Below are 26,016 nucleotides of genomic sequence, written 5' to 3' on the forward strand. Positions count from 1 at the left end.
GCAGCTATTCCGGCAGGCGCAGCTCGGGTTTTTCGACTTCCTCGATGTTGACGTCCTTGAACGTGACCACCCGCACCTGTTTGACGAACCGTGCCGGCCGGTACATGTCCCACACCCAGGCGTCAGCCAGCCGCAGCTCGAAGTACACCTCACCGTCGGTATTCCGCGGCACCATCTCCACACTGTTTGCCAAATAGAAACGTCGCTCGGTTTCTACGACGTAGCTGAACTGGCCGACGATGTCCTTGTATTCGCGATACAGCGAGAGCTCCATCTCGGTTTCATACTTTTCGAGATCCTCTGCACTCATCTGCTCAGACGTCCTTCTCCCTGCCGGTTCCCCGGCTTCCCCGCTCAGTGCCCCTAAGTGCCCTGAGCGCGACCCGTGGCCCGCATTGTCGCTGGGTGGGAACTCTTGCTCCATCTTCCCTCACCCGTCTGTGCCGTCCCGTCCCGAGGGTCGGGTTGGCCGTCGGCGACCTCTGCGGTGTTCGACCCACTCGCCACCCGGCGAACATTGATGAACGAGTAACGGTGCTGCGGGCAGGGTCCCAATCGGGCCAGCGCCCGGCTGTGCGCCGGGGTGCTGTAACCCTTGTGCTCCGCGAAACCGTACCCGGGGTGATCGGCGTCCAACGCAACCATCACGCGGTCCCGGCTGACCTTGGCGAGCACGCTAGCCGCGGCGATGCAGGCGGCTGCCGCGTCGCCACCGATCACCGGCAACGACGGCATCGGCAGTCCTGGCACGCGAAAGCCGTCGCTGAGCACATAACCGGGCCGCACCGCCAGACCGGCCACCGCGCGCCGCATACCTTCGATATTGGCCACGTGCACGCCGCGGCGGTCGACCTCGGCCGACGGGATGAACACCACGTGATAGGCCACCGCATACCGGCAGATCAGCGGGAACAGCTTCTCCCGCGCTTGCTCGCTGAGCTTCTTCGAATCATCAAGGGCGGCAAGACTTGCTATCCGCCCGGGGCCAAGCACGCAGGCCGCGACCACCAACGGGCCAGCGCAGGCGCCGCGACCCACTTCGTCGACCCCGGCCACCGGCCCCAGACCACCACGATGCAGCGCGGACTCCAGGGTGCGCATTCCCCGCAAACCCCCAGATTTACGGATCACCGTCCGCGGTGGCCAGGTCTTGGTCATATTCCAGCCATGGCTACCGACCTTGCTGGGGATTCACCGAACGCACAACACCCCAACGCGACGGCGGCCACACGATCAACCTGGCCTTACCGATGACGTTGGCCACCGGCACGGTCCCCGGTAGCGGATCGTCAGTACATAGCAACGGGCAGTGAGCGCGGGAATCCGCCGAATGGGTGCGGTTGTCGCCCATCACCCAGACACGCCCGGGCGGGACGGTGACCGGCCCGAACTCGCTGCCCAGGCACGGGTATATCGACGGGTCGGCCATCATGGTGGCCGGATCCAGGTATGGCTCCTTCAGTGGCCTGCCGTTGACCGTCAGGCCGGTGTCGGACCGGCATTGAACCGTCTGTCCGCCGACCGCGATGACACGCTTGACCAGGTCGTTCTCGTCGGGAGGCACGAAACCGATGAACGACAACGCGTTCTGCACCCAGCGCACGGCGACGTTGTGCGAACGGATCGACTTGTAACCAACGTTCCACGACGGCGGTCCCCTGAAGACGATGACGTCGCCAGGTTGCGGTGAGCCGAAGCGGTAGCTGAGTTTGTCCACCATGATGCGGTCGCCGACGCACGTCGAACACCCGTGCAACGTGGGTTCCATCGATTCCGACGGAATCAGATAAGGGCGCGCGACAAACGTCAGCATGACGTAGTAGAGCACCACAGCAATCACCGCCAGCACCGCGAACTCCCGCAGCGTTGATCGCTTCGCGGGCCGCGGCTCGTCCGTTTTGGCCGCCTTGGAGTCGCCTTCGGAGTCCGCATCCGGGGCTGCGTCGAACGGGGCTGCGTCGAAGACCTGGCCGGCAATGTCCGGGTCCCGGGAGGAGAGCTCCGGCTCTGCCGGACCCGGCTGGCGCTCCGATGGGGAGTCCGTGGTTTCGGTCACGAGATCAGCGTAGCCAGCGCAGGTGGCGGCTTTCGAACATCGCCGAGACGTTCCCGGTCAGCGCTTCTCCTTGATCTTGGCCTTCTTTCCGCGCAGTTCGCGCAGGTAGTACAGCTTGGCGCGGCGAACATCGCCACGGGTCACCACCTCGATATGGTCGATGTTCGGCGAGTGCACGGGGAAGGTCCGTTCGACGCCGACGCCGTAGCTCTCCTTGCGCACCGTGAACGTCTCGCGGATGCCCCCGCCCTGCCGGCGGATCACCACGCCCTTGAACACCTGGAGACGTTCCTTGGCGCCCTCGATCACCTTGACATGCACGTTGATGGTGTCGCCCGGGTTGAACGCCGGGATGTCGTCGCGCAACGACGGCTTGTCGACGAAGTCCAGCCGGTTCATTGGAAATGACCATCCTTGGGGTCGCGGCGTGGTTACCCCCCACACGCAGCGTGCGGTGGTCACCAAGCCGGTGGGTTCGGGCTTATTGGTGCATCTCGCAGCAGGCGGCACGCAACCCGGCCGACCACCGCGACAGACAACTGCTCAATTGTGCCAGACGGTACGCATGCAGTGAAATCACAGGAAATCTCCGGTGGTTCGCGGCCGTCGAAAAGCGCCCGCAAATGGTACACATGACTTACATATGACTAGGGTCAAACCGCGCGTGTGGAAACCCGAAGCTTGGCGTGACACCCAACAGAGGGCACTTAAGAGGGCAATGCGGCCGCCTACCTGCACGTTTTCGCGATGTCAGAGGATGCCGAGGGAGAACAATGCGAGCACGGCCGCTGACGTTGCTCACCGCTTTGGCGGCGGTGACATTGGTGGTGGTTGCGGGCTGCGAGGCCCGAGTCGAGGCCGAAGCATATAGCGCGGCCGACCGCATTTCGTCTCGACCGCAAGCGCGACCTCAGCCGCAGCCGGTGGAGCTACTGCTGCGCGCCATCACGCCGCCTAGGGCTCCGGCGGCGTCGCCGAACGTCGGGTTTGGCGAACTGCCTACCCGGGTCCGGCAGGCAACCGATGAGGCCGCCGCCATGGGCGCCACCCTCTCGGTGGCGGTGCTCGATCGCGCTACTGGCCAGCTGGTCTCCAACGGCAACACGCAGATTATCGCTACCGCGTCGGTGGCCAAGCTGTTCATCGCCGACGATCTGCTGCTGGCCGAGGCCGAGGGCAAAGTCACATTGTCCCCAGAGGACCATCATGCGTTGGACGTCATGCTGCAGTCATCCGACGATGGTGCGGCCGAGCGATTCTGGAGTCAGGACGGCGGCAATGCCGTCGTCACTCAAGTCGCGCGCCGATATGGGCTCAGGTCGACCGCGCCTCCCAGCGACGGGCGCTGGTGGAACACAATCAGCTCCGCGCCAGACCTGATCCGCTACTACGACATGCTGCTCGACGGGTCCGGCGGCCTACCACTGGATCGGGCCGCCGTCATCATCGCCGACCTGGCCCAGTCCACACCGACCGGGATCGACGGCTACCCGCAGCGGTTCGGCATCCCCGACGGTTTGTACGCCGAACCGGTCGCAGTCAAACAGGGCTGGATGTGCTGTATCGGCAGCAGCTGGATGCATCTGTCCACCGGGGTGATCGGCCCGGAACGCCGCTACATCATGGTGATCGAGTCACTGCAGCCCGCCGACGACGCCACCGCTCGAGCAACCATCACGCAAGCCGTCAGAACGATGTTTCCCAACGGCCGGATCTGACGCTCGTCCGGTCGCCTCACCGGCGCGAGCAGACGCAAAAGCCACCGCACGTTCGGCGTGTCGGGGGATTTCGCGTCTGCTCGCCAGCGGGGCTAGTCGGGGTGGGACAGGTCGGGGCGTCGTTCGCGGGTGCGCTGCAGCGAGACCTCTCTGCGCCAGGCGGCAATTCGGGCATGGTCGCCGGAGAGTAGGACCTCGGGTACATCGAGGCCACGCCAGCTCGCCGGCCGGGTGTAGCTCGGACCCTCAAGGAGCCCGTCCAGGCCCGTTGAGTGCGAATCATCTTGGTGGGAAGCGGGATTGCCGAGAACACCGGCCAACAGTCGCAGCACGGCTTCGACCATCACCACGGCCGCCGACTCCCCGCCGGGCAATACGTAGTCGCCGATCGAGACTTCTTCGACGCGCATTCGCCGGGCGGCATCCTGCACGACCCGCTGGTCGATGCCTTCGTAGCGGCCGCAGGCGAACACCAGATGGCTCTCGGTGGTCCAGCGCTGGGCGGTGGCCTGGGTAAACAACACACCGGCGGGCGTGGGAACAATCAACAACGTTTCGCTGGAACAAATTTCGTCAAGCGCTTCACCCCACACCGGCGCCTTCATCACCATTCCCGGGCCGCCGCCGTAGGGTGCGTCGTCCACCGAGTGATGCACATCGTGGGTCCAGCGCCGCAGGTCGTGCACGTTAAGGTCGACCAGGCCCGATTCGATCGCCTTGCCCGGCAACGACTGTCGCAACGGGTCCAGGCAGGCGGGGAAGATCGTCACGATATCGATGCGCACGCCTTACTCCAGATTCAGCAAGCCATGGGGCGGATCAATCTCAACGATGCCGTCGTCCAATGACACCGACGTGACGATGGCACGCACAAACGGCACCAAAACCTCATCGGAATCACGCTTGACCGCCAGCAACTCACCAGCGGCGGTGTGCACCACTTCGGTGACGACACCAACACCCTCCCCCGTCGCCGTCTGGACCATAAGCCCCACCAGCTGGTGATCGTAATAGGTGTCCGGCTCGTCGATCGGGGGCAAGTCATCGGCGTCGATCACGAACAAGCTGCCGCGCAACGCATCGGCTGCGTCTCGATCGGCCACTCCAGCGAGTCGCACCAACAGGCGGCCGCCGTGCTGCCGCACACTTTCGATGACGTAACTCACCGCACTGCCCTCGGCACCACCGTCAAAAGGCCCCTTAGCGCGCAACCTGGTACCCGGCGCAAACCGGTCAGCTGGGTCGTCGGTGCGGATCTCGACGACGACCTCGCCGGTGACACCGTGCGACTTCACCACCCGCCCGACTACCAGCTCCATGAGCGGGGCTCCGCTACTGGTCGGTGTCCACCACGTCGACGCGGATACCGCGGCCACCGATACCGGCTACCAGAGTGCGCAATGCGGTAGCGGTGCGTCCCCCACGACCGATCACCTTGCCCAGGTCGTCTGGATGAACGTGGACTTCGACGGTGCGCCCCCGCCGACTGGTTATCAGGTCTACCCGGACATCGTCAGGATTGTCGACGATCCCACGGACCAGATGCTCAACAGCGTCAACGACGACGGCGCTCATTTCCCCGTCAGCTTTCCGCCGTCAGCTCGGCCTGCTCGCCACCCAGCGCCGGCGTGTCCGGCTGCTCAGGCTGCGGCGCTGGCTCAGCAGCCTTGGCAGCCTTTTTGGCCGGCGACTTCTTCTTCGGTTTGGTGGCCTCGGTGGTAGGACCACCGTCGGCGGCGGCCAACGCGGCGTTGAACACCTCGAGCTTGCTGGGCTTGGGTGCGGCGACCTTCAACCGGCCCTGAGCGCCAGGTAGGCCCTTAAACTTCTGCCAATCCCCGGTGATCTTCAGCAGCTTGAGGACGGGCTCGGTGGGCTGAGCACCCACCGAGAGCCAGTACTGGGCACGCTCGGAGTTGATCTCGATGAGACTCGGCTCTTCTTTGGGGTGGTACCGGCCGATTACCTCGATCGCTCGGCCGTCGCGGCGGGTGCGCGCATCGGCGACGGCGACGCGGTACTGAGGATTGCGGATCTTGCCAAGCCGAGTGAGCTTGATCTTCACAGCCATGATTGAGCGCTCCTATTGGTGTCACGCTGCAATTCAGCGACCCGGGCGGGATGCCCGGATCCGGTTTTGCCTCGCGTGTATGACCACCGGGCGGCAACCCCGAACAGGACAAGTCGTCGCGCGGTGGACAGCCGCCAATTGTGCCAGAACGTGATGCTGGGGCAGTAATTCGCCCAGCGGGCTTCACATCATTTTCTGGAAGCACTTGGTTTCGACCCGCCTGATGATCCGCCAGCCATCGGGGGTGCGCACGAAATCGTCGTCGTACCACAGTCCACAGAACAGCACTTGCTGCCGGTCGCCGGCGAACACCATCGGGTTGAAGCAGATCACCCGCGACGACGCGGTATCGCCGTCGACACGGACCGAGAAGTTGCCCAACATGTGCGCATATACCGGGAAGTTTCCCAGCACCTGCGACAGCCATTGCTTGATCTTCGGATACCTGCCGTCGATGCCACCTAGCGCGCGATAGTCGATATAGGCGTCGGGGGTGAACACCCGGTCAAGATCGTCGAATCGGCGCTGGTCAATCGCGCTGGAGTAGTCCACCAGCAACTGCTGGATTTCCAACCGGTCGGAAATTTCGGCCACGCTCAACATGCTCCGATCCAACACCGCACACATCGGCCGGACAGCCCCCGACCAGCCCGAGAATAGGCCTACCGGAGCCCTGGAAGTTAAACTCTGCGCCCATGCGAAAGCTCATGACCGCGACCGCCGCGCTCTGTGCCTGCGCAGTCACCGTCAGTGCGGGTGCCGCGTGGGCCGATGCCGACGTGCAGCCGGCCGGCTCCGTGCCGATCCCCGATGGCCCGGCTCAGACCTGGATCGTGGCCGACCTCGATAGCGGTCAGGTGCTAGCCGGCCGCGACCAAAACGTGGCCCATCCGCCCGCGAGCACCATCAAGGTGCTGTTGGCGCTGGTGGCACTCGACGAGCTGGACCTGAACTCCACGGTCGTCGCCGACGTCGCCGACACACAGGCCGAGTGCAACTGCGTCGGCGTCAAACCGGGGCGCAGCTACACCGCGCGCCAGCTGCTCGACGGCCTGTTGCTGGTGTCGGGCAACGACGCCGCCAACACGTTGGCGCACATGCTGGGTGGCCAAGACGTCACCGTGGCCAAGATGAACGCCAAAGCCGCCACCCTAGGTGCGACGTCCACCCACGCGACGACGCCGTCCGGCCTAGACGGACCCGGCGGCTCCGGGGCGTCCACCGCGCACGACCTGGTGGTCATCTTCCGGGCCGCGATGGCCAATCCGGTGTTCGCGCAGATCACCGCCGAGCCCTCGGCGATGTTCCCCAGCGATAACGGCGAACAGCTGATCGTCAACCAGGACGAGCTGCTGCAGCGGTACCCGGGCGCGATCGGCGGCAAGACGGGCTACACCAACGCCGCTCGCAAGACGTTCGTGGGTGCCGCCGCCCGCGGCGGCCGCCGCCTGGTGATCGCCATGATGTACGGGCTGGTCAAAGAGGGCGGACCGACGTATTGGGATCAGGCTGCGACCCTGTTCGACTGGGGTTTCGCCCTCAACCCGCAGGCCAGCGTCGGCTCGCTCTAGCACCGCGAGCAGACGTGGGCGCTGGTGCGCCCATCATGTTCTTTTGCGTCTGCTGGCGCTCATAGGCCGGCGGTCAGCAGCGCCGTCAGCATGGGAATCCGCTGTTCCTCGAGTTCGGGCTGCGGCAGTACCCCTCGCACAATGGCGGCGCCGTCGAAGACGTTGGTCATCAACGCCACGATGACCGGAAATGTCTCCTCCGGAAAGCTCTCGGCACCCGGCAGAGCACGCGCGGCGTCGTGGATCTTCGCGCTGTACTGCCCCAGCACATTCTGCAGCGTCTCCTTGAGCTTCTCGTCGGTGCGCGCGGCGACCATAAGCTCGTAGAGCACCGCATTCGTGGAGCCGGCCGTGATGTCCCGCAAAATCGTCAGCGCCGCCGGAAGCGCCGGCCGATCGGCCGGTATTTCGGCGACTTGCTTGGTGAACGTTTCCAGCTGACGGCGCAACACCTCGTATGCCGTGGCCGCCATGAAATCACCCATCGTTTCGAAGTGCCGGAACAGGGCGCCTACCGACACCCCAGCCCGCTTGGTGATCACGGCAGCCGATGCCCGCGCGTAGCCGACCTCGATGATCGTGTCGATGCTGGCCTGCAGAAGCCGTGCAACGGTTTCTTCGCGGCGCTGCTGCTGGGTCCTGGCCATGTCAGGCAGAACGGCTCAGAGCGGCGCCGAGCTCACCCGCCCGCAGGTAGCGACCCGACTTCACGTTCTGCCCGTAGCCGTCGCGGAACTGACCTCCGAACTGGCCTCCGCGGAATACCACGGTGCCGCCCACGCCCGTCGCAACCACGGTCGCATCGTTGCGGTTGACCATGCGTCGCAGACCGCCATAGTAGGGCACCGCCTCCTCGTGGTACCCGTCCACCGATTCATCTAGGTGGGTAGGGTCAATCACCGCGAAGTCCGCACGGTCACCCTGGCGCAACGTGCCCGCGCCTATACCGAACCACTCGGCCAACTCACCGGTGAGGCGATACACTGCCCGCTCGATGGACAGAAACGGTTGTCCGGCCCGGTCGGCGTCTCTGGCTCGTTTGAGCAGCCGAAGCCCGAAGTTGTAGAACGCCATATTGCGCAGGTGCGCGCCGGCGTCGGAGAAGCCCATGTGGACACTCGGTTCGGCGGCCAGCTTGTTCAGCTGGTTGGGCCGGTGATTGGCGACGATGGTGGTCCATCGGACATTGCGCTCCCCGTTGTCCACCAGCACATCGAGGAACGCGTCCAGCGGGTGCAGCCCGCGCTCGTCGGCTATTGCCCCGAAACTCTTACCGATCAACGACTTATCCGGGCATTCGACGATCACGGCGTCGTGGAAGTCCCGATGCCACAACGAAGGTCCGAGCTTGATGCGATCGAACTCGCGCCGGAACGACCGGCGGTAAGACCTGTCGGCCAGGAGCTCGTTGCGCTGCAGTTGGTCACGCAGATGAAGGGCCGCCGTTCCGGCGCCGAACTCCTCGAAGACCGGCAGGTCGATGCCGTCGGAGTACAGCTCGAACGGGACCGGCAGATGCTGGAATCGCACCTGAGAGCCTAAGAGCTTGTTCAGCACGCGGGTGCCCAACCCGAACACGTGTACCGCCAGCGGCATCGACTTGGCGTCGGCGGACACCAACATGCTCATTCGAACGCCCTTGCGCCGGTTGAATATCCGGCTGCTGGCCAAGAAAAACAGCAGCGCGGACACCGGGTTGTCGACGTCGGGTGCGCTCTGCAGTATCCGGCCCCGGTGGCGCAGCACCGAGATCAGCTTGCGACGCTCCCGCCAGGTCGCGAAGGTGGACGGCAGCGCACGCGAGCGGAAGCGGTCGCCGTCGAGCTTGTCGATAGCGGCGTCCATCCCGGACATGCCCAGCATCCCGGCCTCGAGCGCCTCATCGAGCAGTTTCGCCATCTTCGCCAGCTCGGCTTCGGTGGGCCGGACGGTGTCGTCGGTGGCACGATCAAGGCCCAGTACCGCGGTCCGCAGATCCGAATGGCCAAGCAGTGAACTCACATTCGGCCCGAGGGGCAGGGCGTCGATCGCTTCGATGTACTCCGCGGGCGTCGACCACGTCTGGTTGTCCCGCAGGGCACCCAGGACAAATTCGCGGGGCACCGCTTCAACACGGCTGAACAGGTCGGCGGCATCCTCGGAGTTGGCGTAGACCGTCGACAACGAGCAGTTTCCCAGCAGCACCGTGGTGACACCGTGGCGCACCGACTCCCGCAAACCAGGATCGAGCAACACCTCGGCGTCATAGTGGGTGTGCACGTCGATGAAGCCAGGCACGACCCACTTCCCCGCCGCATCAACCACCTCCGGGCAGCCGGTCTCGTCCAGTGCGCCGGCAGCCACCGTGGCCACCACGCCGTCGCGAATGCCCAGAGTGCGAGTCAATGGCGCATTGCCGGTGCCGTCGAACCACAGTCCGTCGCGAATGATCACGTCGTAGGTCACCGTTTCCTCCAGATCGTTGAGTTGCCGCCAAGCTAACATAGATAGCGATCACTCGCAATCTTTTTGGCTGACGCCGCTTCGCTGCCGCGGCGCTGGTCAAGTGGGTGTCAGCGACCGGGCCCCGGCGCCGTTGTGGTCGGCGGCGTCAGGGTGGCTGTGGACGTTGTATCGGGGGTATCAGGAATCGTTGCTGGGTCCGGCACGGTGACTGCCGGGGGAAGATCACCACTGCGGCTGGCCACCGCGGGAATCCGAATGACCGCTCCTTGTTGTCCACATTCGTTGCTATGCACAGTGACGACCATTTCGCCGACGAGGTCGCCCTGCGGTTGCGGTCGCAGTGCGAGCAACTGCGTCGTGGCCTGTGTACTCGGCGAGCCGTTGGGCCCGACGCACGGGAACTGCACCGTCTCCGGCCGCGACTTCCACTGGCCCTCGCCGAACTGCATGAGGAACGGCCTAACGGGCGGAGTCTTGGCCTGGGTGTGGTCGTTGTCGTCGAGCATCGTTGCGGCCGCGAGACATTCGGTCGGAGTGCACGAAGTGCGGAACGCCCACCAGGTGTTCACGTCCGGCGGTTGCGGCGTAGGGGTGTAGTCGTAGGTCTGCTTTGAGCGTTGGATCTCGATGCGGTATGTGCCGTCCAGTGGGACCGGCGCGGTGACCGCGACGGTGGTCGTCGGGGCGCTGGGCACAGCCGACCCACTGGTCGGCGGGCGCGCGACTTCGGTGGCGGTCGTGTTCGTCTTGCGCCCAATCACGATGCCGACCGCGAACAGGCCAGCCAATAGCAACACCGCTACCGCACCGACCAGGATCCGGCGTGGCCGGCGCCTGGTGGGGCTCGCCGGAGCCTTGGTGGCGGTGGAGAAGTTGTCCAGGCGGCGCGCCAGCACCCCGGCCGCTGACTGCAGCATCGAGCCGCGCCGTTGGGGGGTCGGGGCCGCCGGCGCCGGTGCCCGGGCGGATGGTTCTTTGCAGTCGACGGCCTCGGGCCAACCATAAGCCGGGTAGTCGACGACATACGCTTCCTCACCGGCCGCCGCGGTGACCTCAGAAGCGTCGACACCCCCCGAGCTCTGATCAGCGATCGCGACGCCGGCCTGTTCGTTCATCGCGTCGGCGAACTCGCGGCAGCTGCCGAACCGGTCCGCGGGCGCTGTGGCGAGCGCACGCGAGAGGACACCGTCGAGGCGTGCCAGGTCCGGGCGGAAGGCGGAGAGCTTCGGTGGCTGCAGCGGTCCGGTGTGCGAACGATCAACCGGCGGCGCACCGGCGAACAGGTGTATGGCGGTAAGCGCCAACGCGTACTGATCGGCACGCCCGTCAACGTCGGCCCCCGCCGACAGTTCGGGCGCCGGATAGCTGGGTTGGCTGGCAATTCCGAAGTCGGCCAACAGGATCCGTTGGTCGCCAGCACTCTGACTGGTTAGCACGACGTTGGCGGGGTTGACGTCACGATGCAGCAGGCCGCGCTGGTGGGCGTAGTCGAGAGCTCCGGCTACGGCAGTGACGATGGCGAGTACCTCACCAACCGGCAAGACCGCCGGAAACCGGTCGGCCATATGCTGCGTGGCGTCGATGCCATCGACGTAGTCCATCGCAATCCACAGCTGCCCGTCGAACTCACCGCGATCATGAACCTCCAGGATGTGCGGGTGAAATAGCCGCGCGGCAACCTCGGTCTCCCGTTGAAATCGGCGGCGAAATTCGTCGTCCGCAGCCATCGCCGGCGAAAGCACCTTCAGCGCCTGCCAGCCGGGGAATCCGGGATGTTGCACGAGGTAGACCTCACCCATCGCGGAACAACCCAGCATCCGCACGACGGTGTAGCCGGCAAAGGTCACGCCGCTGGCCAACGCCATTGGCCGATAGTAACCGCGTTCGGCACGGCCCGCGCGGCCAAAGCTAGGGCCCAAAAGTCCTGCCGCGCAAAATCACCAGATCGGGATGCTGCAGCACACCCGGACCCTGCCGCGGATCCTGGGCGTAGCACAACAGGTCGGCCGATGCCCTATCGTCCAGCCCGGGCCGGCCCAGCCAGCGTCGAGCATCCCAGCACGCCGCGCCCAACGCCTCGTGCGCGGTCATCCCAATCCTCTGCAGCGCCGCTACCTCGTCAGCGATCCGTCCGTGCTCGATCGTGCTGCCCGCATCGGTGCCCGCGTATACCGGCACCCCCGCCTCCCGCGCCGCAGCGACCCGCCCATAGCCGCGGGCATACAGGTCGCGCATGTGCGCGGCATAGGTTGGATAGCGCCCTGCCGCATCGGCAATGCCCGGAAAGTTTTCCAGGTTGATCAGCGTGGGGACCAACGCGGTGCCGTGCTCGAGCATCAAGGCGATGGTGTCGTCGGTGAGGCCGGTGCCGTGCTCGATGCAGTCGATGCCGGCGTTGATCAAGCCGGGCAGCGCGTCCTCGCTGAAAACGTGCGCGGTGACCCGGGCGCCCTGAGCGTGTGCCGTGTCGATGGCGGCTTTGAGCACGTCATCGGACCACAACGGGGCAAGATCGCCGATTTGACGGTCGATCCAGTCACCGACCAGCTTGACCCAGCCGTCACCGCGGCGGGCCTGCTCGGCTACCGCTGCCGGCAGCTGGGATTCGTCTTCGAGCTCGACCGCGAAGCCGGCGATGTAACGCTTGGGTCTGGCCAGGTGCCGTCCGGCGCGGATGATGCGGGGCAGGTCTTCGTGGTCGTCAAGGCCGCGGGTGTCGGTCGGCGAGCCGCAGTCCCGCAACAGCAGCGCGCCGACGTCACGTTCGGTCTCGGCCTGAGCGATCGCCTCGTCGAGTTCGACGTTGCCGTGTTTCCCAAGCCCGACATGGCAGTGCGCGTCGACCAGCCCGGGCAGGATCCAGCCGCCGTCAAAGACGGTGTCGGCTCCTGCCACCGGTTCGGTGCTAATGCGGCCGTCGACGATCCACAGTTGGATCGCCGTCTCGTCGGGCAGGCCCAAACCTCGCACGTGCAGGCGCACGGCGCGGCTACGGGGCCTGATGGTGTCGACCCGCTTCACCCGGCTCCGCCGCACTCGCGATCGCCACTACTTCTTGCCTGGGAACTTCAGCTTGGACAGGTCGAAGTCGGCCAGGCCGGGCGGCAGCTCGTCGAGACCTTTGGGCATCTGTGAGAGATCAGGGAGCCCCCCAGGTAGCCCAGCCAAGCCCGGCATCCCGGGCACGCCGAACGGGCTCTTGACCTTCGGCGGCGTCGGACCGCGCGTCCCCTTCTTACTCTTCTTGCCGGATTTGCCTTTTGCGCCCTTGCTCTTTCGCGTCGCGGATTTGCGCCCTATGCCCGGTATGCCCATGCCCCCGAGCATGGACGACATCATCTTGCGGGCTTCGAAGAAGCGCTCGACCAGCTGGTTGACCTCGGACACCGTGACGCCCGAGCCGTTGGCGATGCGCAGCCGCCGCGAGGCATTGATGATCTTGGGGTCTGCCCGTTCCTGCGGCGTCATGCCGCGAATGATGGCCTGGACACGATCGAGTTGTTTGTCGTCGACCTCGGCCAACGCGTCCTTCATCTGAGCCGCGCCGGGCAGCATGCCCAGCAGGTTGCCGATCGGGCCCATCTTGCGTACCGCGAGCATCTGCTCGAGGAAGTCCTCCAGGGTCAGCTCGCCGGCGCCGATCTTGGCTGCGGCCTCCTCGGCCTGTTGTGCATCGAAGACCTGCTCGGCCTGTTCGATCAGGCTCAGCACATCGCCCATGCCCAAGATGCGACTGGCCATCCGGTCCGGGTGGAAGACGTCGAAGTCCTCCAGCTTCTCCCCGGTGGAGGCGAAAAGGATTGGAACACCGGTCACTTCGCGCACCGATAACGCGGCACCACCGCGGGCGTCACCGTCGAGCTTGGTCAAGGCCACACCGGTGAACCCGACGCCCTCGCCGAACGCCGCAGCGGTGGTGACCGCGTCCTGGCCGATCATCGCGTCCAGGACGAACAGCACCTCGTCGGGGTTGATGGCGTCGCGGATGGCCGCGGCCTGGGCCATCAGCTCCTCGTCGATGCCCAGTCGTCCGGCGGTGTCGACGATGACGACGTCGAAGTGCTTGGCCCGGGCCTCGGCCAGCCCGGCCGCCGCCACCGCAACCGGGTCACCGGGGCCGGACTCCGGCGAGGCACCCGGATGCGGCGCGAACACCGGCACTCCGGCACGCTCGCCGACGACCTGCAGCTGGTTCACCGCGGCCGGCCGTTGCAGGTCACAAGCGACCAGCAGTGGCGTGTGTCCTTGTCCACGCAGGCGGGCGGCCAATTTGCCGGCCAGTGTCGTCTTCCCGGAGCCCTGCAGGCCGGCGAGCATCACGACGGTCGGCGGGGTCTTCGCAAACGCCAACTCGCGGGTTTCGCCGCCGAGGATGCTTATCAGTTCCTCGTTGACGATCTTGACGACCTGTTGAGCCGGGTTGAGGGCACTTGACACCTCGGCCCCGCGGGCGCGTTCTTTGATCCGGTGGATGAATGCCCGGACCACCGGTAGCGAAACATCGGCTTCCAGCAGCGCCAAACGAATTTCGCGGGTAGTGGCATCGATATCGGCATCGGTCAGTCGGCCCTTGCCGCGCAGCCCCTGCAGGGCGGCGGTCAAACGGTCAGACAGCGATTCAAACACGCCCGCCAGCCTAATGGTGATCGCGAGCGCCGCGCAGCGGCACCGTTATCCGTTGACTCTGCGTCCACCACGCAAAAGTGCGAGTAACCCGCCTGGTGGACGCAGAGTCAACACGATGCGACGTCGGACCTGCGCCGAAAAGCGTTGCCATGCTACATTTCACCGCCGCCACCTCACGGTTCCGGCTGGGGAGGGAGCGGGCAAATTCGGTCCGTAGCGACGGGGGGTGGGGAGTCTTGCAGCCGGTCAGCGCGACCTTCAACCCTCCGTTGCGGGGTTGGCAGCGCCGGGCGCTGGTGCAGTACCTGGGCACCCAGCCGCGGGATTTCCTCGCGGTGGCCACTCCCGGATCTGGCAAGACATCGTTCGCGCTGCGGATCGCAGCCGAACTACTCCGTTACCACACTGTCGAGCAGGTCACCGTCGTCGTGCCCACAGAGCACCTCAAGGTGCAGTGGGCGCATGCTGCGGCAGCACACGGCCTTTCCCTTGACCCAAAGTTCGCCAACTCCAATCCGCAGACCTCACCGGAGTATCACGGCGTAATGGTCACCTACGCCCAGGTCGCTTCGCATCCCACGCTGCACCGAGTGCGTACCGAAGCGCGCAAGACGTTGGTGGTCTTCGACGAGATCCACCACGGCGGCGACGCCAAGACCTGGGGAGACGCCATCCGGGAAGCTTTCGGTGACGCCACCCGCCGCCTTGCCCTGACGGGTACACCGTTTCGCAGCGACGACAGCCCAATCCCGTTCGTCAGCTACCAGCCCGACGCGGATGGCGTGCTGCGTTCTCAGGCTGACCACACCTACGGCTATGCGGAAGCCCTCGCTGACGGTGTCGTCCGGCCGGTGGTCTTCCTCGCCTATTCGGGGCAGGCGCGCTGGCGGGACAGCGCCGGCGAGGAGTACGAGGCGCGACTGGGCGAGCCGCTGTCTGCCGAGCAGACCGCGCGGGCGTGGCGCACAGCGCTCGACCCGGAAGGCGAGTGGATGCCGGCGGTGATCACGGCGGCCGATCGACGGCTCCGACAACTGCGTGCGCACGTACCCGACGCGGGCGGCATGATCATCGCCTCGGATCGCACCACGGCCCGCGCTTATGCCCGCCTGCTCACCACGATGACGGCCGAAGAGCCCACGGTCGTGCTCTCCGACGACCCCGGATCGTCGGCGCGTATCACGGAATTTGCCCAGGGCACCAGCCGTTGGCTGGTCGCGGTCCGCATGGTCTCCGAAGGTGTCGACGTGCCCCGGCTTTCGGTCGGGGTTTACGCCACCAACGCCTCCACGCCGCTGTTCTTCGCACAGGCCATCGGTCGGTTCGTGAGGTCCCGCCGACCGGGTGAAACCGCGAGCATCTTCGTGCCGTCGGTGCCTAACCTGCTGCAGCTGGCCAGTGCGTTGGAGGTGCAGCGTAACCACGTGCTGGGCCGACCGCACCGCGAATCGGCCCACGATCCCCTCGATGGTGATCCCGCCACCAGGACGCAAACCGAGCGGGGCGGCGCGGAGCGGGGCTTTACCGCGTTGGGGGCCGATGCGGAACTCGATCAGGTCATCTTCGACGGTTCCTCGTTCGGCACCGCCACCCCAACCGGGAGCGACGAGGAGGCCGACTACCTAGGCATCCCCGGGCTGCTCGATGCCGAGCAGATGCGCGCCCTGCTGCACCGCCGCCAAGACGAGCAGCTGAGGAAACGGGCTCAGCTTCAGAAAGGGGCCACCCAGCCAGCAACGTCGGGGGCTTCGGCATCGGTGCATGGCCAACTGCGCGACCTGCGCCGCGAGCTCCACACGCTGGTGTCGATTGCGCACCACCGCACCGGCAAACCGCATGGCTGGATCCACGACGAACGGCGCCGCCGTTGTGGCGGGCCTCCGATCGCCGCTGCCACCCGCGCTCAGATCAAGGCACGCATCGATGCGTTGCGACAGCTCAACTCCGAGCGGTCATGAGCGTGCGATCCTAATCGCCGACGGGTTCGTCGACCACAACGTCGACGCTGGCGCCCAACACCTCCAGCAGGTGTTGCTCGACCGCGGCTCTCGCGTCCAACTCCGCGGGGACCGTCACACAGAACACATCGGCCGCGGTCGATCCGAACGTATTGACCTTCGCCCAGACAATGCCGGCTCCCGCGCCCTCCAGCGCCCCGGCCAGCAACGCGAGCAAACCCGCCCGATCCATGGCCCGAACTTCGAGGATCAGCTTGGCCGGCGCGGCGGTGTCGAGCCACAGGATGCGGGGCGGAGCGGCCGTACGAGTCACGGGCACCCCGGCCTGCACGTCCCCGGCCCGAGCGGATACCAAGCTGGCGGCATCGCTGTCCCGCTTCTGCAGCATGCCCAGCACGTCGACGTCGCCGTTGAGGGCACCGACAAACTGCTGACGCACCAACTCCGCCGCGGGCGGGGACCCAAACAGTGGTGACACCACAAACTCGGTTATCGCGACACCCTGGTGGACGTTGACCGACGCCGAATGTACGCGCAGCGAGTTCAGCGCCAGCACCGCGGCGGCTTTCGACACCAGTCCCCGCTCGTCCGGCGCCACTATTACGGCGTCGATGCGTTCACCGTCGCGCGGACTAATCTCCACATGCACCCCGTGGTCGGCCGCCAGCGAAAGATAATGGGGTGCAGTCGGTTCGGCTTGAGGCAGCGACTCTCCGGCCATCACCATCCGGCAGCGACGCACCAGGTCATCGACCAGTGACGCCTTCCAATCGCTCCACACCCCGGGGCCGGTGGCCTTCGAGTCCGCCTCCGACAGGGCGTGCAAAACTTCGAGCAGTTGCGGATCCCCACCCAGCGCCTCGGACACCGCCTCGATGGTTTTGGGGTCGTTTAAGTCACGTCGGGTTGCCGTAATCGGCAGCAGCAGGTGGTGGCGGACCAGCTTGGAGAGCGTCCGCACGTCCGGCGGCGACAACCCCAGCCTGGTGCAAACCGGGATTACCAATTCGGCCCCGAGCACACTGTGATCGGTGCCCCGTCCCTTGCCGATGTCGTGCAGCAGCGCGCCAAGCGCAAGCAGGTCGGGACGTGCCACCCGGGTGGCCAGTGGCGCCGCATGCACCGCGGTCTCGACCACGTGTCGGTCAACCGTCCACTTGTGGGCGACGTCGCGCGGCGGAAGGTCGCGAATGGGCTCCCATTCCGGCAACAACCGGCCCCAGAGCCCGGTTCGGTCGAGCGCTTCGATGGTAGCCACCGTGGTGGGGCCGGCGGAGAGCACAACTAGTAAGTCGTCCAATGCCTCTTGCGGCCAGGGAGTCGGCAGATCCGGGACGCTGGCGGCCAACCGGCTCAGGGTGGCGGCGCCAATGGGCAATCCGGTGTCGGCCGACGCGGCGGCCACTCGGAGCACCAGGCCGGGATCGTGTTCGGGTTCGGCGTCGCGGGCGAGCACGATTTCGCCGGCATACTCGACGACACCCTCGTCGAGCGGTCGCCGCTTTGGCCGCCGCACCAAGGCCGAGATGCCGCGCCGCGGCAATGCATTCGCCGCAGTCCGCAGCCCGGCTTCGGCGTGGTAACCGATGGTGCGGCCAGCACTCGACAGTGTGCGCGCCAAATCGAATCGGTCACCGAAACCCAACGCGGCGCTGATCTCGTCGGCGAACTGGGCCAGCAGGTGGTCGCGTCCGCGGCCCGACACCCGGTGCAGTTCGGTGCGCACATCCAGCAAGGTGCGATACGCACCGTCCAGCGAACCCGCCGGCAGGTCCGTGTGGCCGATACCGTGCCGGTCGATGAGCTGGGCGAGAGCCAGCGCGTCTAGCAACTGGACGTCCCGAAGGCCGCCGCGACCCAATTTGAGATCGGGCTCTGCGCGCTGCGCGATCCGGCCACAGCGCCGCCAACGCGCATATGTCATTTCGACGAGTTCGCCCATGCGGGAACGAATTCCGTTGCGCCACTGGCGTCGCACGCCGTCGATCAACGCGAACGAGAGCTGCTGATCGCCGGCGATGTGGCGGGCTTCCAGCATGCCTAGAGCGGCCATCAGATCGGAATTGGCGATGGTCAATGCCTCACTAACCGTTCGCACACTGTGATCGAGCCGAATGTTGGCATCCCACAACGGATACCACAACCTGTCGGCGACGGGCCGCAAGATGTCAGCAGGCTTGCCATCGTGCAACAGCAACACGTCCAGGTCCGAATACGGCAGCAGCTCGCGGCGGCCGAGCCCGCCGACCCCGACGATTGCAAAACCACTGGCATCGGCGATCCCGATCTCGTCGGCCTTGTCGATCAGCCAAGACTCATGCAGATCCAGCCACGTCTGCCGCAGCCCGACCGGATCCAGCTCGCGATGGTTGCCGGACAGCAGCTCGCGTCGGGCGACAGCTAAATCGCTTGCGGCACAAGGACTTTCTGCCTCCATCTCCCTCGCTAGCGCTAATTGGTGCGGCCGGGTTGGTTCAGCACAGTGCGGCTAGTTTCATAACGCGTCGTGTCCGCGTTCACCGGTGCGCACCCGCACGATGGTGTCTACCGGACTCACCCACACCTTGCCGTCGCCGATCTTGCCGGTGCGCGCCGCCCGGACAATGCTGTCCACGACCTTGTCGACAATGGAATCGTCAACAACGACCTCGATCCGAACCTTCGGTACGAAATCCACCGAGTATTCGGCCCCGCGGTAAACCTCCGTGTGGCCCTTCTGCCGTCCGTATCCCTGGATTTCACTGACCGTCATCCCCAGCACTCCCGCGTCCTCGAGGCTCGTCTTGACGTCGTCGAGCGTGAACGGCTTCACGATCGCAGTGATCAGCTTCATTTCGGCTCCGCCTCCACTTTCTGGCCTATACGCTCCTGAATGCCGTTGCGGCTATCCTCCACGGTGACCCGCGGGGGGAGAACCGAGCCGCTGGCGACGGCGAAATCGTAGCCGCTTTCCGCGTGCTCAGCCTCGTCGATGCCGGTGCTCTCTTGCTCCGCGTCAAGCCTGAGCCCGATGGTGAATTTCAGGATCAATGCCAAGATCAGGGTGATGATTCCAGAGTAGACGAGAACACTGCAGGCACCGAGCGCCTGTCGTTCCAGCTGGGCGAAGCCTCCGCCGTAAAACAACCCCTTCGATACCCCGGCCACACCATTAATTGCCGGAGCCTCCGGAGCTGCCAGCAGACCCACCAGCAGTGTGCCCACCAGACCACCAACCAGGTGCACCCCGACCACGTCGAGCGAATCATCGAAGCCCAGTTTGAATTTCAGCCCCACCGCCAGCGCGCACAGCACCCCGGCCGACACGCCTACCGCCAAGGCACCCAGGACATTAACCGACGAGCAGGACGGCGTGATGGCGACCAGTCCGGCGACGATGCCCGACGCCGCGCCCAGCGTCGTAGCCTTGCCATCTCGGACGCGCTCCGTGAGCAGCCAGCCAAGCATGGCCGCGGCCGTCGCAATCGTGGTGGTGACAAACGTCGCCCCGGCAACACCGTTGGCGGTCGTCGCCGATCCTGCGTTGAACCCGTACCAGCCGAACCACAGCAGGGCGGCCCCGAGCATCACAAACGGCAGATTGTGCGGTCGAAACAGCGTCGCCGGCCAACCGCGTCTTTTGCCCAGCACGATCGCCAGCATCAAGGCCGCCACACCGGCGTTGATATGAACCGCGGTGCCGCCGGCGAAGTCGATGGCGTGCAGCTTGTTGGCGATCCAGCCGCCGTGCTCAGCGGCGAAACCGTCAAATGCGAAGACCCAGTGTGCGACCGGGAAATAGACGAACGTCGCCCACAAACCGGCGAACAACAGCCAGGCGCCGAACTTCAACCGGTCGGCCACCGCCCCGGAGATCAGCGCAACCGTGATGATCGCGAACATCAGCTGGAATGCCACAAACACGGTCGCCGGCAGGGTACCCGCCAGCGGAATATTCACCGCGGCGGTCTGCGTGCTCGGATCGGCAGCAACAGCATTGACGCCGATGAGACCTTTGAGACCCCAGTATTGGCTCGGGTTGCCGGCGATGTTGCCAACGTCATCACCGAACGCAATCGAGTAGCCGTAAAGCGCCCAGAGCACCGTCACGACACCCATCGCGCTGATGCTCATCATGATCATGTTCAGGACGCTCTTGGAACGCACCATGCCGCCGTAGAAAAATGCCAGACCCGGCGTCATCAACAGCACGAGCGCGGAACTCACCAGCATCCAGGCGGTGTCGCCGCCATCCGGAACGCCCATGATGGGGAATTGGTCCACTCGCTATCACCTCCAGTCGAGCGTTGGCACGGCCCCAGCCTTACGACTGACGACCTGATCCAGAACCATGCGCACTAGTTGTTGCGGCGATGGTGCCGCCATGTTTCATCAGGATTAACGTAAAACTTGCTGTGAAAGAGCTTTCCGTGGCGATCGCAAGCGCGGCGCAGCCGCGCGCAGCGGGTCGCCACCATCAGACCCCGTGGCGATCGCAAGCGCGGCGCAGCCGCGCGCAGCGGGTCGCCACCATCAGACCCCGTGGCGATCGCAAGCGCGGCGCAGCCGCGCGCAGCGGGTCGCCACCATCAAACCCCGTGGCGATCGCAAGCGCGGCGCAGCCGCGCGCAGCGGGTCGCCACCTCGGCTAGCCGAGCAGGGCGTCGACGAATGCGGCGGGTTCGAAAGGCGCCAGGTCATCGGGGCCTTCACCAAGCCCGACCAGCTTCACCGGCACCCCAAGTTCCTGTTGAACGCGGAACACAATGCCGCCCTTGGCCGTTCCGTCCAGTTTGGTGAGCACCGCGCCGCTGATGTCGACGACCTCGGCGAACACTCTGGCCTGCGCCAACCCGTTCTGTCCGATCGTGGCATCGAGCACCAGCAACACCTCGTCAACGGACGCTCGCCGAGTCACCACGCGCTTGACCTTGTCCAGCTCGTCCATCAGGCCAACCTTGGTGTGCAGCCGCCCGGCTGTATCGATGAGCACGACGTCTGCGCCGGCGGCGATGCCCTTGTCGACGGCGTCGAACGCCACCGATGCCGGGTCGGCGCCTTCGGGCCCGCGAACCACCGCTGCGCCAACCCGCGCCGCCCAGGTCTGTAGCTGATCGGCGGCGGCCGCACGGAAGGTGTCAGCCGCACCGAGTACGACCCGTCGGCCGTCGGCCACTAGTACCCGCGCCAACTTGCCGACCGTGGTGGTTTTTCCGGTGCCGTTGACGCCGACGACCAGCAACACCGAAGGATGGCCGGCGTGCGGTAGCGCGCGGATCGAGCGGTCCATGCCAGGTTGCAGTTCGTTGATCAGGACGTCACGCAATACCGCCCGGGCGTCGGCCTCGGTACGCACGTTGCCGCTGGCCAGGCGGCTGCGCAGCTGCGACACCACCGACGCGGTGGCCGCCGGTCCCAGGTCGGCGACCAGCAGGGTGTCCTCGACGTCTTGCCAGGAGTCCTCGTCCAGGTCGCCGCCGCCGATCAGTCCCAACAGGCCGCGCCCGAGGGCATTCTGCGATCTGGCGAGCCGTCCGCGCAGTCGTTCCAATCGACCTTCGGGCGGCGCGATGGCGTCAGCCTCGGGGACCTCTGGAGCCTGGGGTTCTGGCTCAAACTCGGGAAGGTGTACGTCGGCGATCGTGCGCTTGGGCGCGTCGCGAGGGACGGTCGCATCGTCGCCCACGGCGGGCAGTCCGCTCGTATCGATCCGCTCGGCCGGCTGGGTCGTCGGCGTCTGACTAAACGTGATGCCAGACGATGCGGTGTAACCGCCTGAGCGGTCGACAACGCCGCGCTCGGGCCGAGGCGACAGACTGATGCGCCGCCGACGGTAGAGCACCAGCCCCAGGGTCAGCGCAGCGATGACGACCAGGGCGGCGATGACCGCCGTGGCGATCCACAAACCTTCCCACACGCTGACAATCCTTCCAGGGGTCGCTTGCCCCGATGCTTAGGGACGAACCCTACGAGGAATTGGTAACCAGCTGATCCACCTGCTGACCGCGCATGCGCTGCGAGATGACCGCGGTGATGCCGTCGTTCTGCATGGTTACGCCGTACAGTGCGTCCGCGACCTCCATCGTCGGCTTCTGGTGGGTGATGATGATGATCTGCGACTGCTCTCGCAGCTGTTCGAACAGGCTGAGCAGTCGGCGCAGGTTCACGTCGTCGAGGGCGGCCTCCACCTCGTCCATGATGTAGAACGGCGATGGACGGGCACGAAAGATCGCGACCAGCATCGCCACCGCGGTCAGCGCCTTCTCGCCACCGGAGAGCAAAGACAGTCGGGTAATCTTCTTGCCCGGCGGGCGGGCTTCGACCTCGATGCCGGTGGTGAGCATGTCGTCGGGCTCGGTCAGCCGCAGCCGTCCTTCACCACCGGGGAACAATGCGGTGAACACGCCGCGAAATTCGCGTTCCACGTCTACGAACGCGTCATTGAACACCTGCAGGATGCGGGCGTCAACATCGGCGACGACGCCCAGCAGATCCTTGCGGGCAGCCTTGACATCCTCGAGTTGGGTGGACAGGAAATTGTAGCGCTCCTCCAAGGCAGCAAACTCTTCGAGCGCCAGCGGGTTGACCCTGCCCAACTCGGCAAGCGCACGCTCGGCGCGTTTGGCCCGGCGCTCCTGGGTAACCCGGTCGAACGGCATGGGGGCGGGCGCAATCACCTGCTCGCCGCGTTCGCGGGCTTGCTCGAACTCAGCCATCTCGAGCTCGGTCGGTGGTAGCGCCACATGTGGACCGTATTCGGTGATCAAGTCGGCCGGCGCCATTCCGAACTGCTCTAGCACCATCTGCTCAAGCTGCTCGATACGCAGCGCCGCCTGCGCGTTAGCCAGCTCGTCGCGGTGCAGCGAATCGGTGAGTTCCCCCACTCGGGCGCTCAGCGTGTTCACCTCGTCGCGCACCGCGGCCATCGCCGCTAACCGCTGCTGACGTTGCGCGGCCGACGCGTCGCGCAGTTGCGACGCCCCGTCCACCGCCCGGTGCAACCGCCCGGCCAGCAGCCGTCCGCAGTCGGCGACCGCTGCGGCCACCGCGGCCGCATGCAGTCTTGCGGCGCGTGCTTGCTGAGCCCGCACCCGCGCCTCACGTTCCGCCGCAGCCGCACGGCGCAGCGAATCGGCCCGCCCGCGAACCGCGTTGGCGCGTTCCTCGGCGGTGCGCACCGCCAGCCGGGCTTCCACTTCGACACCGCGGGCGCGATCGGCAGCGGCACTGATCGCCTGGCGGTCGATCGGTTGGGCCACCTGCACCCGTTGGGTCTCCTGGGCCTTACGCAGCTGGGTCTCAAGTTGTATGACGTCGTCGAGAGTCTGTGTGCGCACGGCTTCCTGTTCCGTACGCTGCTGCAGCAACCGGTTCCACTCTTCTTCCGCCGCGCGGGCCTCCTGCCCGAGGCGGCCCAGCTGCTCGTACATCGCCGAGATGGCCGTGTCGGATTCGTTAAGCGCGGCCAAGGCTTGCTCGGCCGCGTCCTGGCGGGCGGACTGCTCGGTCAGCGCACCGGCCAGGGCCGCATTCAATTGCGCCGCCAGCGCCTCGGCAGCGGCCAGCTCACTCCTGGCCTTGTCGATCTCGGAGGTGACCTCCAAGGTGGACAGCTTGCGGTCCGATCCGCCGCTGACCCAGCCGGCGCCCACCAGATCACCGTCAACGGTGACCGCGCGTAGCTCCGGACGAATCTCGACCAGGCCCATTGCCTCAGTCAGGTCGTTGACCACCGCGACACCCGAAAGCATGGCGATCATCGCGCCAACCAACTGCGGTGGAGACTCGACCAGGTCTAGGGCCCACTGGGCGCCGCTAGGCAGCATCTCCCCCGAGGCGGATTGGGGGGCTTGCGGGGCCGGCCAGTCACTCAGCACGAGGACCGCGCGACCGCCGTCGGCTTGTTTGAGTGCGCTGACGGCACTACCCGCGGCAGTCAGGCCGTCCACCGCAAGTGCGTCGGCCGCCGGCCCGAGCGCCGCGGCCAGTGCCGCTTCATAGCCGGAACGTACCTTCACCAATTGGGCGATCGAACCGAAAAGCCCTGCGCCACTGCGATTGTGCGCCAGCCACGCCGCGCCGTCCTTGCGCTGTAGCCCCACTGCGAGCGCATCGATGCGAGCCCGTAGCGATGCCACCTGGCGTTCGGCGGCGCGTTCGGCGGATTGCAGCTCGGCGACGCGTTCGTCGGCCAACCGCAACGCGGCCACAGTACGCTCGTGGTGCTCATCCAGGCCGACCTCGCCTTGATCCAGTTCACCGATGCGGCCCTGCACGGTTTCGAACTCGGCTCGGGTCTGCTGGGCGCGCATTGCGGCATCCTCGATCCGCTCGGACAACCGTGCCACGCTCTCATCGATCGATTCGACACGCGCCCGCATGGTCTCCACCTGGCCAGCCAGCCGCGCCAGTCCCTCACGGCGGTCCGCCTCCTCCCGGACCGCCGCCAGGTGTGCCCGGTCGGCCTCGGCGGCGCGGCGCTCCCGGTCGGCCAGCTCTGCACGGGCAGCATCGAGTCGGGCACGCGCCGCGTCCAGCTCCGCTAACAGTTGTTGCTCGGCGACGGCCACCTGCTGGGCCTCGGCTTCTAGCTCCTCGGGCTTTCTGGGGTCGGTGTCGCTGACCGCTACCGGCTCGATATCGAGATGATGGGCGCGTTCGCTGGCGATGCGCACCGTAGCGTCCACCCGTTCGGCCAGCGCAGACAGCCCGAACCAAGTGTGCTGGATCGACTCGGCCCGCGTCGAGAGTTCGGCGACCGCGGACTCATGCGCGGCCAGCTCCTCGGATGCCACCGCCAGCCGGGCGGCGGCCTCGTCATGCTCGCGGCGCATCGCAGCCTCGGCCTGAAAGACCGCTTCCCGTTCGGCTCTGCGGCTTACCAAGTCGTCGGCCGCCAGGCGCAGCCGGGCGTCGCGCAGATCGGCTTGGATGGCCGCGGCACGCTGGGCCGCCTCGGCCTGCCGGCCCAGCGGTTTGAGTTGACGCCGGAGCTCGGTGGTCAGATCGGTGAGCCGGGCCAGGTTCGCCGCCATCGTGTCGAGTTTGCGCAGAGCTTTTTCCTTGCGCTTGCGATGCTTGAGCACACCGGCGGCTTCCTCGATGAACGCCCGCCGATCCTCAGGCCGCGACTGCAAGATCTCCTCGAGCTTCCCTTGCCCAACAATCACATGCATCTCACGGCCGATGCCGGAGTCGCTCAGCAACTCCTGCACATCCATCAAACGGCAACTGCTGCCGTTGATTTCGTATTCGCTGGCACCGTCGCGAAACATTCTTCGGGTGATCGACACCTCGGTGTATTCGATAGGCAGTGCGTTGTCGGAGTTGTCGATGCTAACGGTGACTTCGGCGCGGCCCAGCGGCGCACGCGACGAGGTGCCGGCGAAGATGACGTCTTCCATCTTGCCGCCGCGCAGCGTCTTTGCCCCCTGCTCCCCCATCACCCACGCCAGGGCATCGACCACATTGGATTTGCCGGAGCCGTTGGGCCCAACGACGGCCGTAATGCCCGGCTCGAAGCGTAAAGTCGTCGGCGCGGCGAAGGACTTGAAGCCCTTCAACGTCAGACTCTTGAGGTACACGAGGGGCC

22 protein-coding genes are annotated in these 26,016 nt (G+C 66.0%); 3 read left to right on the forward strand and 19 right to left on the reverse strand.

Annotated elements, in window-relative coordinates:
• Positions 1-4: 4 nt before the first annotated feature.
• Genes Rv2901c through rplS form a run of 4 tightly spaced genes read right to left on the reverse strand, consistent with a single transcriptional unit; the run spans position 5 to position 2,455 of the window.
• Complete coding sequence (locus Rv2901c) at positions 5-310, reverse strand: hypothetical protein (RefSeq protein ID NP_217417.1); 306 nt, start codon at positions 308-310, stop codon at positions 5-7.
• 53 nt (positions 311-363) lie between these two features.
• Entirely contained in the window at positions 364-1,158 is a 795-nt protein-coding gene (gene rnhB, locus Rv2902c) for a ribonuclease HII (protein NP_217418.1), read from the reverse strand.
• Positions 1,159-1,171: 13 nt separating this feature from the next.
• Positions 1,172-2,056, reverse strand: a complete 885-nt coding sequence (gene lepB, locus Rv2903c; protein ID NP_217419.1) for a signal peptidase — start codon at positions 2,054-2,056, stop codon at positions 1,172-1,174.
• A 57-nt stretch (positions 2,057-2,113) separates the two neighbouring features.
• A complete protein-coding gene (rplS, locus tag Rv2904c; protein ID NP_217420.1) occupies positions 2,114-2,455 on the reverse strand; it encodes a 50S ribosomal protein L19 in 342 nt (113 codons plus the stop codon).
• A gap of 374 nt (positions 2,456-2,829) precedes the next feature.
• Here rplS and lppW point away from each other — a divergent pair, with 374 nt between their 5' ends.
• The gene (lppW, locus tag Rv2905; RefSeq protein ID NP_217421.1) at positions 2,830-3,774 is read left to right on the forward strand and encodes a lipoprotein LppW; all 945 of its coding nucleotides are present in this window, start codon (positions 2,830-2,832) and stop codon (positions 3,772-3,774) included.
• A gap of 92 nt (positions 3,775-3,866) precedes the next feature.
• Here lppW and trmD read toward each other — a convergent pair whose 3' ends face one another.
• The 5 genes from trmD to Rv2910c all read right to left on the reverse strand — a co-directional run bounded on the left by trmD (position 3,867) and on the right by Rv2910c (position 6,472).
• Positions 3,867-4,559: a tRNA (guanine-N1)-methyltransferase gene (gene trmD, locus Rv2906c; RefSeq protein NP_217422.1), complete on the reverse strand. Its 693-nt coding sequence runs from the start codon at positions 4,557-4,559 to the stop codon at positions 3,867-3,869.
• 3 nt (positions 4,560-4,562) lie between these two features.
• Positions 4,563-5,093, reverse strand: coding sequence for a 16S rRNA processing protein RimM (gene rimM / locus Rv2907c; RefSeq protein ID NP_217423.1), 531 nt, complete (start codon positions 5,091-5,093; stop codon positions 4,563-4,565).
• A gap of 13 nt (positions 5,094-5,106) precedes the next feature.
• Positions 5,107-5,349: a hypothetical protein gene (locus Rv2908c; RefSeq protein ID NP_217424.1), complete on the reverse strand. Its 243-nt coding sequence runs from the start codon at positions 5,347-5,349 to the stop codon at positions 5,107-5,109.
• Positions 5,350-5,356: 7 nt separating this feature from the next.
• Complete coding sequence (gene rpsP / locus Rv2909c; protein NP_217425.1) at positions 5,357-5,845, reverse strand: 30S ribosomal protein S16; 489 nt, start codon at positions 5,843-5,845, stop codon at positions 5,357-5,359.
• 183 nt (positions 5,846-6,028) lie between these two features.
• Entirely contained in the window at positions 6,029-6,472 is a 444-nt protein-coding gene (locus Rv2910c; protein ID NP_217426.1) for a hypothetical protein, read from the reverse strand.
• Positions 6,473-6,540: 68 nt separating this feature from the next.
• Here Rv2910c and dacB2 point away from each other — a divergent pair, with 68 nt between their 5' ends.
• Positions 6,541-7,416, forward strand: coding sequence for a penicillin-binding protein DacB2 (gene dacB2 / locus Rv2911; protein ID YP_177914.1), 876 nt, complete (start codon positions 6,541-6,543; stop codon positions 7,414-7,416).
• A 59-nt stretch (positions 7,417-7,475) separates the two neighbouring features.
• Here dacB2 and Rv2912c read toward each other — a convergent pair whose 3' ends face one another.
• The 5 genes from Rv2912c to ffh form a co-directional block, all read right to left on the reverse strand.
• Complete coding sequence (locus Rv2912c) at positions 7,476-8,063, reverse strand: TetR family HTH-type transcriptional regulator (protein ID NP_217428.1); 588 nt, start codon at positions 8,061-8,063, stop codon at positions 7,476-7,478.
• A 1-nt stretch (position 8,064) separates the two neighbouring features.
• A complete protein-coding gene (locus Rv2913c; RefSeq protein NP_217429.1) occupies positions 8,065-9,900 on the reverse strand; it encodes a D-amino acid aminohydrolase in 1,836 nt (611 codons plus the stop codon).
• Between the two features lie 68 nt (positions 9,901-9,968).
• The gene (pknI, locus tag Rv2914c; RefSeq protein NP_217430.1) at positions 9,969-11,726 is read right to left on the reverse strand and encodes a serine/threonine-protein kinase PknI; all 1,758 of its coding nucleotides are present in this window, start codon (positions 11,724-11,726) and stop codon (positions 9,969-9,971) included.
• A gap of 43 nt (positions 11,727-11,769) precedes the next feature.
• Positions 11,770-12,882, reverse strand: coding sequence for a hypothetical protein (locus tag Rv2915c; RefSeq protein ID NP_217431.1), 1,113 nt, complete (start codon positions 12,880-12,882; stop codon positions 11,770-11,772).
• Positions 12,883-12,909: 27 nt separating this feature from the next.
• A complete protein-coding gene (ffh, locus tag Rv2916c; protein ID NP_217432.1) occupies positions 12,910-14,487 on the reverse strand; it encodes a signal recognition particle protein in 1,578 nt (525 codons plus the stop codon).
• A 77-nt stretch (positions 14,488-14,564) separates the two neighbouring features.
• Between ffh and Rv2917 the strand changes: the two genes are divergently transcribed.
• Positions 14,565-16,445 carry a hypothetical protein gene (locus tag Rv2917; RefSeq protein NP_217433.1) on the forward strand — a complete coding sequence of 627 codons (1,881 nt, stop codon included), beginning with the start codon at positions 14,565-14,567 and terminating at the stop codon, positions 16,443-16,445.
• A gap of 10 nt (positions 16,446-16,455) precedes the next feature.
• Here the strand turns inward: Rv2917 and glnD are convergent, their stop codons facing one another.
• The 5 genes from glnD to smc all read right to left on the reverse strand — a co-directional run bounded on the left by glnD (position 16,456) and on the right by smc (position 26,008).
• A complete protein-coding gene (glnD, locus tag Rv2918c) occupies positions 16,456-18,882 on the reverse strand; it encodes a bifunctional uridylyltransferase/uridylyl-removing enzyme (protein ID NP_217434.1) in 2,427 nt (808 codons plus the stop codon).
• Between the two features lie 57 nt (positions 18,883-18,939).
• On the reverse strand, positions 18,940-19,278 hold the full coding sequence (gene glnB / locus Rv2919c) for a nitrogen regulatory protein P-II (protein ID NP_217435.1): 339 nt from the start codon (positions 19,276-19,278) through the stop codon (positions 18,940-18,942).
• The gene (gene amt, locus Rv2920c; RefSeq protein NP_217436.1) at positions 19,275-20,708 is read right to left on the reverse strand and encodes an ammonium transporter integral membrane protein; all 1,434 of its coding nucleotides are present in this window, start codon (positions 20,706-20,708) and stop codon (positions 19,275-19,277) included. The genes glnB and amt overlap by 4 nt, the downstream gene beginning before the upstream one ends.
• Before the next feature lie 364 nt (positions 20,709-21,072).
• Entirely contained in the window at positions 21,073-22,341 is a 1,269-nt protein-coding gene (gene ftsY / locus Rv2921c) for a signal recognition particle receptor FtsY (protein ID NP_217437.1), read from the reverse strand.
• Between the two features lie 49 nt (positions 22,342-22,390).
• Positions 22,391-26,008: a chromosome partition protein Smc gene (gene smc / locus Rv2922c; protein NP_217438.2), complete on the reverse strand. Its 3,618-nt coding sequence runs from the start codon at positions 26,006-26,008 to the stop codon at positions 22,391-22,393.
• Positions 26,009-26,016: the final 8 nt, after the last annotated feature.

Origin of the sequence: Mycobacterium tuberculosis H37Rv (genome assembly GCF_000195955.2) — a bacterium.
GTDB classification, from domain to species: domain Bacteria; phylum Actinomycetota; class Actinomycetes; order Mycobacteriales; family Mycobacteriaceae; genus Mycobacterium; species Mycobacterium tuberculosis.